This window comes from Vibrio tubiashii (assembly GCF_028551255.1).
GTDB classification, from domain to species: domain Bacteria; phylum Pseudomonadota; class Gammaproteobacteria; order Enterobacterales; family Vibrionaceae; genus Vibrio; species Vibrio tubiashii_B.
The window spans coordinates 493,996-511,106 of record NZ_CP117029.1 but is presented as its reverse complement, the minus strand read 5'-3'; the positions used below and the strand labels follow the sequence as shown (position 1 = coordinate 511,106).

Genomic DNA, 17,111 nt, shown 5'->3' with positions numbered 1-17,111 from the left:
TTGTCATCTTAGGAAAATAACGTTTTGTCTCGCTTATCTGGGGCGCCCTCTTCCATATAAGCAATATTGTTACGGAAACTAAACTCAGGCTATGTTTAAGTTTTATCGAAAACAGAAGTTTAAACGCCTTCAGAGTACCTTAATGCTGGCATTTTTAGTGTTGAGTATTACCCCTCTGACGGTTATTGCGATCTTTTTCTTACAATCCCACACTCAAGATCTTCAAGAGCAAAGTACCTCACACCTCACCTCGGTTCGAGATAGTAAGCGCCAACAAGTGATCGATTACTTATACGCCAAGGAATCTGAGGTAATGGGCTTCGTCCGTTCGGAATTAGCCTATGCCAGTGGCGGACGTTTCTATGGCTTGGTCAACGCATTTAGCAGCTTAGGTTTGGATATTGAGCAAGCTCGTGAGTACGCTCAGCGTCGTTATATCCAAGGTTCAGGCGACCAAATTAAAACCTCAATCTTACCTCAGTCCAGTGTCTACAACGGTACAGAGCGCTACCGCCTACTCCACAAACGTTATCACTGGGCATATCTAGAGCTTCTAAAGCGCTCTGATTTTGATGACATTCTACTTGTCGATAGAGAAGGTAATGTCACTTACTCGATCTACAAGCATGATAACTTTGGAACTAACCTGCTGACGGGTAAATACAAAGACGATAATTTAGGTAAAACCTTCGCTAAGCTGCGTAATCTGGTTAACGATAAACGCAAAACCAATGAAGATTTTACCCCTCTGATTATTTCTGACTTCTCTAGCGAGCAGGGAAAACCCGTAGCTTGGCTTGGTGCGCCTATAATCCAGCAAGGCTATTTGCACAGTTATGCGATGTTCAGGTTGCCAAATAATGGCATCACCAAACTGGTCGCCGACAAGAGCAATCTGGTGTCGATGAAGACGTTACTAGTCGGCTCCGATCATCAATCACGCACCCTTGCCTACCAACAAGAAGATATTGATAAAAGCCGTCAAGTGGTCGACCTTGCACTTACAGGTGCAAGCGACGTAGGCACTTATACTAATACCGAAAATGAAGCGATTATTGCCGCATACAGCCCAATTTCCTTTAAAGGCATTGACTGGGCGATTGTGGTAGAAGTGCCAGAAAGCGTCGCCTTCGCCCGTGTCCACCAGCTCGAAACCCTATTTATCTTCGCCATGCTTACTGCCATTCTTTTGGTTGTTATGGCCTCGCATTATTTGTCGAACTTCATCACCTCACCGCTGCTACAACTGACTTGGGCAGCAGAAAAAGTGTCGGCAGGCGATCTTGATGCCGACATGAACAACACTCAGCGCAAAGACGAAATCGGGCGCTTAGCGATCAGCTTCGAGCGGATGCAACGCTCCATTAGAGAGAAGATCCTGCTGATCAAACAGCAGAATGAAGAGCTAGAAAGTAATCTTCAACTGATCCAGAAGCAAAATGAAGAGCTGCAATTGGCGAATAAACTCAAAGATGAGTTCTTGGCCACCACCTCTCATGAACTACGCACACCACTTCATGGCATGGTCGGTATTGCTGAAGCGCTCGCCTCTGGCGCTAATGGCCCAATCACCTCTGAACATAAGTATCAGCTCGATATCATCATCAATAGTGGTCAGCGTTTAGCAACCTTGGTTGATGATCTGCTCGACTATCATAAGATGCGCTATGGCAATCTAGATATCGAGACCAGTGCCGTCGATTTAGCAGGTTCTACTCGCTTGGTATTGGAACTCTCTTCTCACCTTATTGGCTCCAAGCCTCTGCGGATCATTAATCAGGTTCCTGACGAACCAGTCTGGGTTAGCGCCGATCCGCAACGACTAGAGCAAGTTTTATATAACTTGGTCGGCAATGCGATTAAATACACAAGCGAAGGGAAGATCGTTATCTCTGCCAGTGTGGTAGATGACAACATTCGCGTTCAAGTGGTCGATACAGGGCAAGGCATTCCAGCGGATCAACTTGACCACATCTTTGAACCGCTTATTCAAGCAGGAAGCGACGCGAGTCGTTATCGTCAGGGAGCGGGATTGGGCTTGTCGATTAGCCGTCAGCTAATTGAACTAATGCAAGGTACGCTCTATGTCAGCAGTCAACCTATGGTTGGAACCACCTTTAGTTTCACACTGCCAATCGCCAATACAGAGCAAATTGAGCAAGCAAACCATTATGAATCCGCTCATTTTAGAGCGCCAAACTCTGGTGAGATTGAACTAGAGGAGCCAGCAAGCTTACCTGAAAATCCAGACGGCCCACTATTACTTGTCGTCGACGACGAACCCGTAAACTTACGGGTACTGGATAGTTTCTTACGCCTAGAAGGCTATCGTGTTCGAACCGCGAAAGATGGTCATGAAGCGCTTGAAGCCATCAGTAAAGAAAAACCTGAGCTGCTGCTGCTGGATATCATGATGCCGGGAATGAGTGGCTACCAAGTGTGTGAAACTCTACGCGAGACCTACGATCATGCACAACTGCCCGTGATCATGCTAACCGCTTTAAACCAAACTGATGATCGGGTTCGCGGCTTTAACTCGGGTGCCAACGACTACCTATCCAAGCCATTTAACAAGCAAGAGTTGGCTGCTCGTATTGTCGCTCATCTCACCGCTAGCAAAGCGGAACAGCGTCGAATCGAAAATCAGCAGCTGCATCAAGAGCTAAAACATCGGGCAATCGTCGAAGCGAGTTTACTTGAGACACAAGGCCGACTACTTGAGCAACTTGAGACCGCTCCAGAGGCCATTGTCTGTGTACGAGAAGACAATAAGATTCGCTTCGCCAACGAGGCGGCATCAAGACTGTTTAAACGCTCAACCGAACAGCTAAAACGTTCAAGCGCCGACGAAATCATTGCGCCTAAGTTCCTTAACGTGGAACAAGAACACTACTGCGGCACTATTGATGTCTATGTAGAAGATGTAAGGCAACACCTGTCGGCGGATATCCTTAAGCTGCCTGAAGGAGCCGGGCTACGCTCTATGTACATATTTAATGTGGGTGGCGGTATCAATGCAGCGCGTATTAACAACCTAGAAACCGCAATTGAAGCGTTATCTAGCTTCGCTTTTGAAGGGGATAAAGCAAAACTGCAGGAGCTTAAAGAGCTAGGTGGAGAATTTACTCGCTTGGCAGACCGAGCAACAAGCGACAACAAATCAAAACAAGAGGTGATGCGCGAAGTATTGGTAGAAGCGATGACCAACGCGCTTATTTATTGGGAATCGGTAACAGGCCAAACTAAGTTTGCTTTTGCTGAGCAAAGCGGTTTGTGGCGCGTGTATCTCGACCGAAGTACACTGCAAACCCGTACCTTGGACAAATACCTCCGACCGGAAACCCTACCTAAGACTCCGCGCTGGAGAACCGTATTAAGCTCTCTCGATTACATTCTTGAGCACTGTAATGAACAAAGTCCAGAGAGAACCCACATAGAAGGATTACGCGATAAATTGCAGCATTTGCTCACCAGCTAACGCGTCGCAACAAACGAACTAAAGCCTGCTTGTGCAGGCTTTTTTATTGCCTATTCAAAATGAATAGAGCAACTTTAAATGACGTTAATACGCTGCGTAAAACAACTCAAACAAGGTGTTATTTTCAAGCTCTACCACTTACTAAAAATGACCAAAACAAGCTTATTATCGTCTCTATTGAACAAATAAAGCTCATATTGCGAAGCCAATCACAACAAGACGGCAGTTTTTATTTAGTGGAAAAAATTAACGCTTTATAGCACGCGTGACTAAGATCTCACGTTCTAAAGATGGTAGAAAACCTTTTACTTTAAAGGGGGGTGACAAGTTAGTAAGCACCAACAAAGCGAACGCAAAAGGTGACTTATTGCGACTCAGTTCAAACTCAATTATTGGCCAAAAAATCACTCCTATAGCGCTTTTTTAACATTATTGACGTCATAATTAGGGGTTTTAACGGTTTTGACGGGAATAGCAATTGCGAAAATTGACGTTAAGGTGTTTTCTTACTGTGCCTAAGGCCTACAGGCCACTCTAGACTGCTCGTCACCTCCGGCGAAAAGTTACCTACAGAGGTAGGCCTTAGTGAGTGTTATTCAATTGATGACATTCCAATCCATTAGTGAAATGAAAGCAAATAGTAAGGAACAGCTATGCTTGCCAACATTAAAAAAACAGCACTAGCAACAGCAATTATCGCAACAGCAGCAACTGGTTTTACTTCAGTAGCCGCAGCAGCTGAACGCAGTGAATTAACTATCCACCCTAAAGAGTTCACCACTTTCGTACGTAACTTTAACCCATACTTAGGTGCAACGAACTTACATACAACAACAGATTTCCTATACGAGCCTCTTGTTGTTTTCAACGAGATGCATGGTAATACACCTGTATTCCGTCTTGCAGAGAACTACACGATTGCAGACGATCTACTTAGCGTTGTATTTGACCTACGTAAAGGTGTGAAATGGTCTGATGGTGAAACCTTCAACGCAGATGACGTGATCTACTCATTTAATCTAGTGAAAGAGAAGCCAGAACTTGATCAAAGTGGTATCAACTCTTGGGTTTCTAGCGTTGAGAAACTGAATGACTACCAAGTTAAATTCAATATCAAAGAAGCGAACTCAAATGCTCCTTACGAAATTGTAAAAGTACCTGTAGTTCCTCAGCACGTATGGAGCAAGATTAAAGATCCATCGACGTTCACTAACGAAAATCCTGTAGGCTCTGGTCCGTTTACTGAAATCGCGACTTTCACTCCACAACTTTACATTCAGTGTGAAAACCCGAACTACTGGGACGCAGATAACCTAGATGTAGACTGTCTACGAGTTCCTCAGATCGCAAACAACGACCAATTCCTTGGTAAAGTTGTAAACAGCGAAATGGACTGGACTTCATCATTCATTCCAGATATCGATCGTACCTATGCAGCAGCAAGTCCTAAGCACCACTACTGGTACCCGCCAGCAGGTACACAGGCATTTGTTGTTAACTTTAAGCACCCTGACGCAGCTAAAAATGAAGCGTTAACAAACGTTGATTTCCGCCGCGCATTCTCAATGGCACTTGACCGTCAAACTATCATCGACATCGCGTTCTACGGCGGCGGTACAGTGAATGACTTCGCTTCAGGTCTAGGTTATGCATTTAAGACTTGGTCTGATGAAGGCACTCATAAGAAATACCAAGGTTACAACACATACAACGTTGAAGGCGCTAAAAAGCTGCTAGAAAAAGCTGGCTTTAAAGATGTTAACAATGACGGTTTCGTAGACACTCCATCAGGTAAGTCTTTCGAACTTCTGATTCAATCTCCTAACGGTTGGACGGACTTCAACAACACAGTTCAACTAGCGGTTGAGCAACTTGCTGAAGTAGGTATTAAAGCAAAAGCTCGTACTCCAGACTTCTCTGTGTACAACCAAGCGATGCTAGAAGCTACGTATGACGTTGCTTACACCAACTACTTCCACGGCGCAGATCCACACCTATACTGGAACAGTGGCTACAACTCTGAGCTACAAGCTGGTGACGGTATGCCTCGCTTTGCAATGCACTACTACAAGAACGACAAACTTGATGGTCTTCTTAACAGCTTCTACAAAACAGCTGATAAGAACGAGCAGCTAGAAATCGCTCACGGCATTCAGGAAATCATTGCTAAAGACCAAGTAACGATTCCAGTATTGTCTGGTGCATACATGTTCCAATACAACACAACTCGCTTTACTGGTTGGTGGAACGAAGAAAATCCAAAAGGCCGTCCAAACATTTGGGCTGGTATCCCAGAGCGTCTACTACACGTACTGGACCTAAAACCAGTTAAATAAGTAGTTGTTCTAACTATGCGGCATACATTCCGTATGCCGCAAAATCCCCCACACTGTAACCAGTTTGTTATGTGGCGCTAGTCGTCAGGGGATTGTTCGCTCTAAATTTCGTTTTCGCTAGGGCGACCTGAAGCCAGAAACAGGGAAAATCTGGGTAAGTAAGGTATAAGTTATGGGTTATTTTTTAAGACGTTTGTCGTTCTATTTGGTCGCGCTATTAGTTGCGGCGACATTAAACTTTATTATTCCTCGTGCGATGCCGGGTGATCCGGTCACCATGATGTTCGCTAACGCATCGGTTCAGGTAACGCCTGAGCGTATCGCAGCAATGAAAGAGCTACTAGGTTTCGTCGATGGCGGCCTGTTTGTTCAATACGTTGCTTACATGAAAAATATTCTTAGCTGGGAACTGGGTACTTCAATCCAATTCTACCCGCTATCTGTAAACAAACTGCTTGGTGGTGCGTTTGGTTGGTCACTGTTCCTTGCAGGTTCAGCCGTAATCCTATCATTCTCACTAGGTTCTATCTTAGGCATCTTCGCCGCATGGAAGCGCGGCAGCAAGTACGATGCTTTCGTCACACCAGGCATGCTCATTATTCAAGCCGTCCCTCAAGTTGTTATCGCGATGCTAGCGCTCTTTACTTTCGCAATCGGCTTGAAATGGTTCCCAACAGGATATGCCTACACAGCAGGTACAGTGCCTGAATGGACAAGCTGGGAGTTCATCAAAGACGTCGCCTACCACGCCATCCTACCGCTGTTTTGTGCTTCTGTGGTTCAGATCGGTGGCTTCTTGATCAACATGCGTAACAACATGATTAACCTACTCGCCGAAGACTACATCACTATGGCGAAAGGTAAGGGTTTAAGCGAAAACCGCGTTGTTTTCAACTACGCAGCACGAAATGCGCTACTGCCAAGTGTGACTGCCCTTTCAATGTCACTCGGTATGGCGATTGGCGGTCAGCTGATTGTAGAAATCATCTTTAACTACCCAGGGCTTGGTACGGTTCTTCTTAACGCGATTCACGCACGTGATTACCAGGTTCTTCAAGGTCAATTAATCATTATGACGCTGTTTATGCTGTCATTTAACTTAATTGCAGATATGGCTTATGTCGTTCTAGACCCTCGCCTGCGCAAGGGAGGAAAATAATTATGAAACAACTATTTAAGCTAATTTTAGGTAACGCATACGCACGTGTCGGTTTAGCCATTGTCTCAGTGTTCTTACTTGTCGCGATTTTCGCACCGGTACTGACTAAGCATGCTCCAGATAAAAGAACTGGTAATCCACATGAGTACCCAGGTTTTGTTGTCACATCAGCAAAAGCTAACCCAGATGGTTGGATTGCACAGAACTTAGCGACTGATCGCCGCACCATGATCATGTCTAAAAAAGCCGATCACGTTCTTGGTACTAGCCGCATGGGCCGCGATATTTGGTCTCAGCTTGTTCACGGTGCGCGTATTTCTCTCGGTGTCGGCTTTGGTGCGGGTATCACAGTATGTCTACTTGCAACCATCATCGGTATCTCAGCAGGTTACTTCGGAGGTCGTGTTGATGACGTGTTAACCGCCGCGATGAACATCATGCTGGTTATCCCTCAATACCCATTGCTATTTGTTTTAGCCGCCTTCATTGGTGAGGCAGGGCCGCTAACCATTGCCATCATTATCGGTTGTACCTCCTGGGCTTGGGGCGCGAGGGTTATTCGCTCTCAAACGCTTGCCTTACGAGAGAAAGAGTTTGTTAAAGCCGCTGAAGTGCTTGGTGAGTCCTCTTTCCGCATCATCTTTGTTGAGATTCTACCGAACTTAATCCCAATCGTTGGTGCGAGCTTTATTGGCTCAGTGATGTACGCAATTGGTATGGAATCTATCATTTCGTTCCTTGGTCTCGGTGACCCGAATACCATCAGCTGGGGCATCATGCTTTACAACGTTAACCAATCATCTGCGATGCTAATCGGCGCATGGTGGGAAGTTCTAACACCTTGTATCGCACTTACTGTACTGGTTACGGGTCTAGCACTGCTTAACTTCGCAGTCGATGAGATTGCCAACCCTCAGCTACGTTCACATAAAGGCATGAAGCGTTGGAAGAAGCTTGCAGCTCAAGACAAGAAAGAACGTACACCTGAAATGCCACCTCAAAATGCACTTTGGAGCGGAGATAAATAATTATGACTAGCCCACTTATTTCTATCCGCAACCTTTGCGTTGACTATATTACTGACGCAGGCGACGTCCGTGCTTGTAACAATGTCAGCTTTGACATTGCCCCAGGTGAAGTGTTTGGTCTAGCAGGCGAGTCTGGTTGTGGTAAATCTACCGTTGCCTTCTCGCTAATGCGCCTGCATAAGCCGCCTGCATTTATTACCGGTGGTGAGGTTATCTTCAATGGTGAAGATATCCTTAAGTACAGTGACGATCGAATGCAGTCGTTCCGTTGGAGCGAAATGTCGATGGTGTTCCAAAGCGCAATGAATGCTTTGAACCCTGTACTGACCATGGAAGAGCAGTTTTGTGACGTTATTATGCGCCACACCAACATGACTCGTGAACAAGCCCGTAAACGCGCTGAAGGTCTGTTAGAGATTGTCGATATTCACCCTAGCCGACTCACTGACTACCCGCACCAGTTCTCGGGTGGCATGCGTCAACGCTTGGTGATTGCGATCGCTCTCGCGCTCAATCCTAAGATGATCATCATGGATGAGCCAACCACAGCACTGGATGTTGTGGTTCAACGTGAGATTCTGCAAAAAATCTATGCACTGAAAGAAGAGTTTGGCTTCTCAATCTTATTCATTACCCATGATATCTCTTTGATGGTCGAGTTCTCTGACCGCATCGGCATCATGTACTCAGGTGAGTTAATTGAAGTTGCGCCTTCGAAACAAATTCTAGAAAGCCCTTACCACCCTTATACCAAGGGGTTAGGTAGTTCTTTCCCTCCATTAACTGGGCCAAAAACTAAGTTGACTGGTATTCCAGGAAACCCTCTCAACCTACTGGAAATTCCACAAGGTTGTCGTTTCCAAGCACGCTGTGACCGCGTTCACGAGGCATGTACTCGCGTACCGACTCAACTACGACAAATCGAGCCTAATCGTTTCTCAAATTGCCACCTTTATGGTGACCCGATAGCTCAAAGCAAACTCTAGAGAGCCATTGAGAAATAACTATAAAGATTACTGGAGACAATTATGAGCAAAGAATTTGGCGAGCTATTGGTAGAAGGGAAAAACCTAGTTAAAGATTTCCCGATCAGTAGCAATGCATTACAACAGCCAATGATGCGTGCCATCAACGACGTATCATTTAAAATGTACAAAAGCCGCGGCCTGTCTGTGGTTGGTGAATCTGGTTCAGGTAAATCAACAACCGCCAAGATGATCGCAAAAATGTATGCACCAACCGATGGTGTGATTGAGTACAAAGGTCGTGATATTCAAACCATCGACTCGCGTTCTGACCTAATGGCGTACCGCGAAGGTGTACAGATGGTTTGGCAAGACCCGTTTGGTTCACTAAACCCTACTCACAATATCTTCCACCATATTCTTCGTCCGTTGCTGATCCATAAAAAAGTGGATCCTCGCAATAAAAAGGAACAGGAAGAGCGTGTATACGATCTGCTTGAGCAAGTAGGTCTTATCCCACCAAAAGAAACGGCGCAAAAGTTCCCACATCAGTTATCTGGTGGTCAGCGTCAGCGTGTCAACTTAGCTCGCAACATCGCAGTAGGTGCGGAAGTGGTGTTGGCCGATGAACCGACGTCAATGCTGGATGTTTCGATTCGTGCTGGTGTACTCAACCTAATGGAAGAGATGAAGTTTGAGAAACAAATGTCTCTGCTTTACATCACTCACGACATCGCTACTGCACGTTACATTGCAGAAGATCTCGCAGTTATGTATGTCGGCCACATGGTTGAATGGGGCGATACTGAAGAGATCATTCATAACCCTCAGCACCCATATACACAGCTATTGGTTTCTGCGGTACCAGATCCAAGCAAATCGATTCACGAGAAACTCAAAGGCAACAAAGGCGAGATCCCACTCTGGACGCCAGTCTCTGTAGGCTGCCCTTTTGCCGGTCGATGCCAGCACGCTTCTGATAAATGTCGCGAACAGCTACCAGAAGTGACTCAGCTTTCTGATAACCACTTTGTTCGCTGTTACCTATACGAAAACTAAAACCTAAAGAGCCAAGATTTTCTTGGCTCAACTAATACCAAGATTGATTTTTCGGAGATTTTAATGCTGCTACTTACTAACCATATTGGTTATGAAGCCCTTGGGCCAAAGCAGGCTGTTTTGATGACCGGCAAGACACGACTTTCATCTACCACTGCGTTGTTAGTATGTGCCGACAGTCATCAAACTGTGGCGACTTTTGCTATTGAGAAAGGCACAAAGGTCGCTAATTGGCACCAAGGGAGTTTTTTTCGTATTGAATTCTCTGATTTTGAACAAGCAGGACGCTTCTACCTAAGAGTTGAAAACCTGCGCTCTGAAGTATTTGCAATTGAGCAAGGCCTACTGCTCAACACAACCTTTTCCGATCTGCTCCACTACTTCAAATCACAACGATGTGGTGGCCGCTTTGACAAACAAGATAAGCAGGTTCCTATTCTCGGCAGTGATCAAACCGTAAATGTTCAAGGCGGCTGGTATGATGCCTCAGGGGATGTCAGCAAATACCTAAGTCACTTGTCGTATGCCAATTACCTAAATCCGCAGCAAACTCCGATGGTAGTTTGGAACATGCTCAAAGGTTTAGAACTTGTAGGTAGTGGAGATGCTTTGCCCGCTTTCTCTAAAGTTCGCTTAATTGAAGAGGCGCTATTCGGCGCAGATTTCCTAGTGCGAATGCAAAATGAAGCCGGTTACTTTTACATGACCGTATTTGATAAGTGGTCGAAAGATACCAAACAGCGAGAGATTTGTGCCTACGCGACTCAAGACGGCCACAAGTCTGAAGACCATCAAGCAGGCTTTAGACAAGGTGGCGGTATCTCTATCGCGGCATTAGCTCAGGCAGCTCGATTAGATGAATCCGGTGAGTTTACTCGCCAAGAATACTTAGCCGCTGCTGAGAAAGGCTATTGGCACCTTAAAGAGTTTAACCGCCAATACCTAGATGACGGCCAAGAGAACATCATTGATGAGTACTGTGCGTTGCTAGCCGTGACTGAACTGCTGCGTACAACAGAAAATGAACAGTATCTTGAAGAGTGCCGCTACTGGAGCAATCAACTGGTCTCACGTCAACAAAGTGACCAAAACTTCAACCATTACTGGGCTGCCAACCAAGATGGCAGTCGCCCATACTATCACGCCGCTGAAGCCGGCCTGCCCGTTATCGCTCTATGTGAGTACCTCAATGTTGAGCCTAACGCTCAACGAAAATCACAAGTGACCGAAGTGCTCAATCGAGCGGTGAAGTTTGAATTGACGATTAGCAATAGCGTGGCAAACCCATTTGGTTACCCTCGCCAATACGTCAAATCGGTTGATGGTGAAAAGCGCGATGCATTCTTTGTCGCGCAGAACAATGAAAGCGGTTATTGGTGGCAAGGAGAGAATGCACGTTTAGGCTCTCTCAGTAGCATGGCATTTTTAGCCCTTGCGCATATTGAAGATCATGCGATGAAGCAACAACTGCTCGCATTCGCCCAAAACAGTCTCAACTGGATCTTAGGCCTTAACCCTTACCATATGTGCATGCTAGATGGGCATGGCATCAACAATCCAGATTACCTGCCACAGCTTGGATTCTTTAATGCCAAAGGCGGCATTTGTAACGGTATTACCGCAGGATTTGAAGACGAAAACGACATCGCCTTTAACCCAGAAAAACAGAAAGACGACATGTTGCAAAACTGGCGTTGGGGAGAGCAATGGATTCCACATGGCGCTTGGTATTTACTCGCGATAGTAAGTCAGTTCGCTCACTTCAATACTGAGGAGACAACCAATGAGTAAGTTATTTGTTGGTATTGATGGTGGCGGTACCTCGTGCCGCGCCAGAATCCGTGATGAGCAAGGCAACTTAATCGGCGAAGCGAAAAGCGGTAGCGCCAATATTTTGCTAGGCGTTGAAGTTGCAATGGCTTCGATTGTTCAAGCTATTACCGAAGCCGCCGCTCAAGGTGGCTTAACTTCCAATGATTTTGCGCGCATGCATCTTGGCCTTGCTCTAGCAGGTGCTGAGCAAAAATCAGCATGGCAAGCCTTTATGGAACTACCACACCCATTCGCTTCGATCGTGCTAAACACCGACGCGTACGGCGCCTGTATTGGCGCCCATAATGGTGATGCTGGTGCGATCATGATTGCAGGCACAGGCTCTTGTGGTATCTACCTTGAAAATGATCAACAACATGTTGTCGGTGGACGTGAGTTTCCAATCTCAGATCAAGGTGGCGGCGCTGTTATGGGCCTACGCCTTATTCAAAAAGTTCTTCTTGCTCAAGATGGTATCGGCGAAAAGACTCCACTTGCTCAGCACGTTCTCGCTCATTTCAACCATGATGTTGACCAAATAGTGGAATGGTCTAAATCGGCATTACCAAGAGACTACGGACAATTCTCTCCTGCCATTTTTCAACACGCCCATCAGGGCGATAGCTTAGCAATCGACATGCTTAAGCAGACGGCTGCAGACATTGAAATGTTCCTAGTGGCACTTAATCGTAAAGGTGCAACTCGCATCTGTTTAATGGGCAGCATTGCTGAGCGCATCAAAGCTTGGCTTTCGCCACCAGTACAGTCTTGGATTGTTGAACCGCAATTTGATGCCATCGAGGGCGCAATCATGTTTGCCGGTCAACCTGAGCACAATCTTTATTAAGGATAAGATTATGAGCTTTCGCGTCGAACTTGCTGTCCTATCCGAACAAAAGCAGTTTTGCCGTTTTGGTTTAACTTTGCATAACCTTACCGATCAATCACTCGACAACTGGCAGCTGCAGTTTATCATTGATCGTTTTATCTTGCCTGATAGCTTTACTCATGGAGAAATCAAACAGGTTGGTAGTTTCTGCACGGTCAAACCTGATATCGAAATTCTTGAGGCCAATCAGCACTACTACTGCGAGTTTAGTATCAATACTGCTCCATTTCGTTTCTACACCGACGGACTAAAAGACGCGGTCATTATTGCTAATGGTGGTCAGGAAAAGCATCAGGTCGTCTTGACCCCTATTGCCCTTGCCTCGCCATATCGTGAACGCGCCGAGCTCCCGAGTGTTGATACGCCTGAAATTGCGCTGATTCCTAAGCCAAATAAGGTCGAACTATTTGATGGTAAATTTCAACTGACTCGCTCTAGTCAAATTACATTACAAGCTAATCTAGCCGAGAAAGCCGCCACCTGGTTGCAGCTAGAACTAGAAAGGTTGTTTGACTTTAAAGCTCAAACCATAGGTCATAGCGAGATTGTTTATCGCAATAATCCGACTCTTGATGAAGGTGAGTACCAACTTACGGTGAGTGGTGCAGGCGTTCGCCTTGAAGCAGGTTCTCGCTCTGGTTTTGTTCATGCCAGCGCAACCCTGTTGCAATTAATTGAGCAAGATGACGACCATAGCTTATCTCTTCCGTGTATTAAGGTCGTTGATGCGCCACGTTTTAAGTATCGCGGCATGATGTTGGATTGTGCTCGCCACTTCCACTCAATTGATATGGTAAAGCGTTTAATCAACCAACTCGCCCATTACAAATTTAATACTTTCCACTGGCACCTAACCGATGATGAAGGATGGCGTTTGGAAATTAAAGCGCTGCCAGAGTTAACCAAAATTGGTGGCTACCGCGGAGTTGGGACGGAGCTTGAACCTCAATACAGTCACCTAGCTGACATATATGGCGGTTATTACAGCCAAGAAGAAGTCAAAGAGGTGATTGCTTATGCAGACGAACGCGGAATCAACGTAATTCCAGAGATCGATATCCCAGGCCATTGCCGTGCGGCGATTAAATCTTTACCAGAGCTATTACAAGATCCCAATGATCGTTCTCAGTATCGCAGCATTCAGCACTACAACGACAATGTGCTCTCGCCAGCCCTTGCTGGCACTTACGAGTTCCTCGACAAGGTTTTACAAGAAGTCGCTGAGCTATTTCCCTCCCCTTGGGTTCATATTGGTGCCGATGAAGTGCCTGACGGCGTGTGGCTAGAAAGCCCTGCCTGCCAGAAACTGATGCAAGAGAAGGGTTATCAGAGCGCTAAAGAGCTCCAAGGTCATCTTCTCGGCTATGCGGAGAAAAAGCTTCGCTCACTGGGTAAACGTATGGTGGGTTGGGAAGAGGCTCAACACGGCAATAAGGTCAGCAAAGATACGGTTATTTACTCTTGGCTCAGTGAAGAGGCTGCTCTTAACTGCGCTAAACAAGGCTTTGATGTCATTTTACAGCCAGGTCAATCGACTTATTTAGATATGACCCAAGACTACAGCCCAGAGGAACCTGGGGTCGATTGGGCAGCGGTTATCCCTCTCGAAAATGCTTATCGCTATGAGCCATTAGCGCAAGTTCCTGATAACGATCCAATAAGAAAACGCATTTTGGGTATTCAGTGCGCACTATGGAGCGAAATCGTCACACAGCAAAATCGCATGGATTACATGGTTTTCCCACGACTCACTGCCATGGCAGAAGCTTGTTGGACAGAGAAATCCGAACGGGATTGGGAAGACTATTTAGCACGGTTAAAAGGCCATTTACCTTTACTCGACAGGCAAGATATTAACTACCGTCAACCGTGGAAATAACACTGGAGCGAATGGTGAGCATTCGCGGTTTTCACTAGCTTAAATTTTTGGCTGCCAAAGTGGCAGCTTGGTAAAAAGGAAATCAACATGAAATACGGCTATTTCGATAACGACAATCGTGAATACGTCATCACTCGACCAGACGTACCTGCGCCATGGACTAACTACTTAGGCACAGAGAAGTTCTGTACTGTCATCTCGCACAATGCAGGGGGTTATTCATTCTACAACTCCCCTGAATATAACCGTGTTACCAAATTCCGCCCTAACGCAACTTTCGATCGCCCGGGTCACTATGTTTACCTGCGCGATGATCAAACTGGCGACTACTGGTCAATCTCATGGCAGCCAGTTGCAAAAAGCTTAGATGAAGCAAGTTATGAAGTACGCCACGGCTTGTCATATTCAAAATTCAAGTGTGATTACAACGGCATTGAAGCAACAAAAACGCTCTTTGTACCAAAAGGGGAAGATGCGGAAGTGTGGGACGTTGTGATTAAAAACACATCTGATAAGCCACGTACTATCAGTGCTTTCTCATTCGTTGAATTCTCATTCAGCCACATTCAATCTGATAATCAGAACCACCAAATGTCACTTTACTCGGCAGGAACTGAGTACAAAGATGGCGTGATTGAGTATGACTTGTACTACAACACCAACGACTTTGAAGGTTTCTACTACCTAGCCTCTACATTCGCTCCTGACTCATACGACGGTCAACGTGATAGCTTCCTAGGTCTATACCGCGACGAAGCAAATCCAATTGCCGTTGAACAAGGTAAATGTACCAACAGCGCGCAAACTTGTTACAACCACTGCGGTTCGCTACACAAGCAGTTCACCATCCAACCTGGCGAAGAAGTGCGATTTGCTTACATTCTAGGTATCGGTAAAGGTAATGGCGAACGTCTGCGTGAAAAGTATCAAGACCTCGCGAATATCGATGCTGCGTTTGCAGGCATTAAAGCGCACTGGGACGAGCGTTGTGCTAAGTTCCAAGTCAAATCGCCGAACGAAGGCTTAGATACAATGATCAATGCTTGGACTCTATACCAAGCTGAAACCTGTGTGGTTTGGTCTCGCTTTGCTTCTTTCATTGAAGTCGGTGGGCGTACTGGTCTGGGTTACCGAGATACTGCTCAAGACGCGATTTCAGTCCCACATTCAAATGCCGCAATGACACGTAAGCGTCTTGTTGATCTTCTTCGCGGTCAAGTTAAAGCCGGTTATGGTCTACACCTATTTGATCCTGATTGGTTCGATCCTGAAAAAGCCGATGTGGAGCCTTCAAAATCTCCAACCGTAGTTCCGACACCATCTGATGAAGATAAGATCCACGGCATCGAAGACACTTGTTCGGATGATCATCTATGGCTAGTTCCTACCATCTGTAAGTACGTAATGGAAACTGGGGAGCATAGTTTCTTCGAGGAAGTCATTCCTTACGCTGACGGCGGAGACGCAACAGTTTACGAGCATATGAAAGCCGCACTCGATTTCTCGGCAGAATATGTCGGTCAAACCGGTATCTGTAAAGGTTTACGTGCTGACTGGAACGACTGTCTAAACCTAGGTGGCGGTGAGTCTTCTATGGTTTCATTCCTCCACTTCTGGGCTCTGCAAGAGTTCATCGACCTAGCGAAATATTTAGGTCGCGATGCAGATGTTGAGAAATACACCGAAATGGCGGCCAATGTTCGTGAAGCGTGTGAAATGCACCTTTGGGATGATGAAGGCGGATGGTACATCCGCGGCTTGACCAAAAATGGCGATAAGATTGGTACTGCACAACAGACCGAAGGCCGTATCCACTTAGAGTCAAACACTCTTGCCGTTCTATCGGGCGCAGTATCGCAAGAGCGCGGTGAAAAAGCGATGGATGCTGTAGATGAGAATCTATTCTCAGAATACGGTCTGCACCTTAACGCACCTTCATTTGCGACACCGAACGATGATATCGGCTTTGTCACCCGTGTATACCAAGGCGTAAAAGAAAACGGCGCTATCTTTTCGCATCCAAACCCTTGGGCGTGGGTAGCAGAAGCGAAACTAGGTCGTGGTGACCGCGCAATGAAATTCTACGATGCGCTCAACCCATACAACCAAAATGACATCATAGAAAAGCGTATTGCTGAACCTTACTCATACGTGCAGTTCATTATGGGGCGTGATCACCAAGATCATGGTCGCGCTAACCATCCATGGTTGACGGGCACTTCGGGCTGGGCTTACTTCGCAGTAACCAACTTCATCTTAGGTGTACGTACCGGTTTTGATGGTTTGACCATAGATCCATGTATTCCAACTGATTGGCCTGGCTTTGAAGTCACTCGTGAATGGTTAGGCGCGACCTACAACATCAAGGTCGAGAACCCAAGCTCAGTAAGCAAAGGAGTCAAGTCAATCACGGTTAACGGACAAGCAGTGACAGGCGCTGTTCCAGTTCAAGCGGAAGGCAGTGTCAACGACGTTGTGGTTGTTCTTGGTTAACGCCAGCAATGAG

The 17,111-nt window shown here is 46.1% G+C and carries 10 protein-coding genes; all 10 read left to right on the top strand.

Going from position 1 to position 17,111, the window contains the following annotated elements; all coding sequences use genetic code 11:
- Positions 1–91 precede the first annotated feature (91 nt).
- A complete protein-coding gene (locus LYZ37_RS02410; RefSeq protein WP_272786308.1) occupies positions 92–3,478 on the top strand; it encodes a response regulator in 3,387 nt (1,128 codons plus the stop codon).
- A gap of 653 nt (positions 3,479–4,131) precedes the next feature.
- Positions 4,132–5,814, top strand: a complete 1,683-nt coding sequence (locus LYZ37_RS02405; protein WP_004742647.1) for an ABC transporter substrate-binding protein — start codon at positions 4,132–4,134, stop codon at positions 5,812–5,814.
- 172 nt (positions 5,815–5,986) lie between these two features.
- A complete protein-coding gene (locus tag LYZ37_RS02400; RefSeq protein ID WP_069667556.1) occupies positions 5,987–6,973 on the top strand; it encodes an ABC transporter permease in 987 nt (328 codons plus the stop codon).
- Between the two features lie 2 nt (positions 6,974–6,975).
- Complete coding sequence (locus tag LYZ37_RS02395) at positions 6,976–8,001, top strand: ABC transporter permease (protein ID WP_004742645.1); 1,026 nt, start codon at positions 6,976–6,978, stop codon at positions 7,999–8,001.
- A 2-nt stretch (positions 8,002–8,003) separates the two neighbouring features.
- Positions 8,004–8,987, top strand: a complete 984-nt coding sequence (locus tag LYZ37_RS02390) for an ABC transporter ATP-binding protein (RefSeq protein ID WP_004742644.1) — start codon at positions 8,004–8,006, stop codon at positions 8,985–8,987.
- A 42-nt stretch (positions 8,988–9,029) separates the two neighbouring features.
- Positions 9,030–10,025 (top strand): ABC transporter ATP-binding protein, encoded by a 996-nt coding sequence (locus LYZ37_RS02385; protein ID WP_004742643.1) that lies wholly within the window; start codon positions 9,030–9,032, stop codon positions 10,023–10,025.
- Positions 10,026–10,088: 63 nt separating this feature from the next.
- Positions 10,089–11,816, top strand: a complete 1,728-nt coding sequence (locus LYZ37_RS02380) for a glycoside hydrolase family 9 protein (RefSeq protein WP_272786304.1) — start codon at positions 10,089–10,091, stop codon at positions 11,814–11,816.
- Positions 11,809–12,684, top strand: a complete 876-nt coding sequence (locus LYZ37_RS02375) for an N-acetylglucosamine kinase (RefSeq protein ID WP_272786303.1) — start codon at positions 11,809–11,811, stop codon at positions 12,682–12,684. Before LYZ37_RS02380 ends, LYZ37_RS02375 begins: the two co-directional genes overlap by 8 nt.
- Positions 12,685–12,694: 10 nt before the next feature.
- A complete protein-coding gene (locus LYZ37_RS02370; protein WP_272786302.1) occupies positions 12,695–14,605 on the top strand; it encodes a beta-N-acetylhexosaminidase in 1,911 nt (636 codons plus the stop codon).
- Positions 14,606–14,692: 87 nt separating this feature from the next.
- Positions 14,693–17,098, top strand: coding sequence for a GH36-type glycosyl hydrolase domain-containing protein (locus tag LYZ37_RS02365; RefSeq protein WP_272786301.1), 2,406 nt, complete (start codon positions 14,693–14,695; stop codon positions 17,096–17,098).
- The last annotated feature ends 13 nt before the right edge of the window (positions 17,099–17,111 follow it).

Bases quoted from the DNA above. Each gene is read 5' to 3' on its own strand.
- LYZ37_RS02400 (WP_069667556.1), top strand. From the start codon at position 5,987: ATGGGTTATTTTTTAAGACGTTTGTCGTTCTATTTGGTCGCGCTATTA.
- LYZ37_RS02370 (WP_272786302.1), top strand. From the start codon at position 12,695: ATGAGCTTTCGCGTCGAACTTGCTGTCCTATCCGAACAAAAGCAGTTT.
- LYZ37_RS02395 (WP_004742645.1), top strand. From the start codon at position 6,976: ATGAAACAACTATTTAAGCTAATTTTAGGTAACGCATACGCACGTGTC.
- LYZ37_RS02410 (WP_272786308.1), top strand. From the start codon at position 92: ATGTTTAAGTTTTATCGAAAACAGAAGTTTAAACGCCTTCAGAGTACC.
- LYZ37_RS02380 (WP_272786304.1), top strand. From the start codon at position 10,089: ATGCTGCTACTTACTAACCATATTGGTTATGAAGCCCTTGGGCCAAAG.
- LYZ37_RS02375 (WP_272786303.1), top strand. From the start codon at position 11,809: ATGAGTAAGTTATTTGTTGGTATTGATGGTGGCGGTACCTCGTGCCGC.
- LYZ37_RS02385 (WP_004742643.1), top strand. From the start codon at position 9,030: ATGAGCAAAGAATTTGGCGAGCTATTGGTAGAAGGGAAAAACCTAGTT.
- LYZ37_RS02405 (WP_004742647.1), top strand. From the start codon at position 4,132: ATGCTTGCCAACATTAAAAAAACAGCACTAGCAACAGCAATTATCGCA.
- LYZ37_RS02390 (WP_004742644.1), top strand. From the start codon at position 8,004: ATGACTAGCCCACTTATTTCTATCCGCAACCTTTGCGTTGACTATATT.
- LYZ37_RS02365 (WP_272786301.1), top strand. From the start codon at position 14,693: ATGAAATACGGCTATTTCGATAACGACAATCGTGAATACGTCATCACT.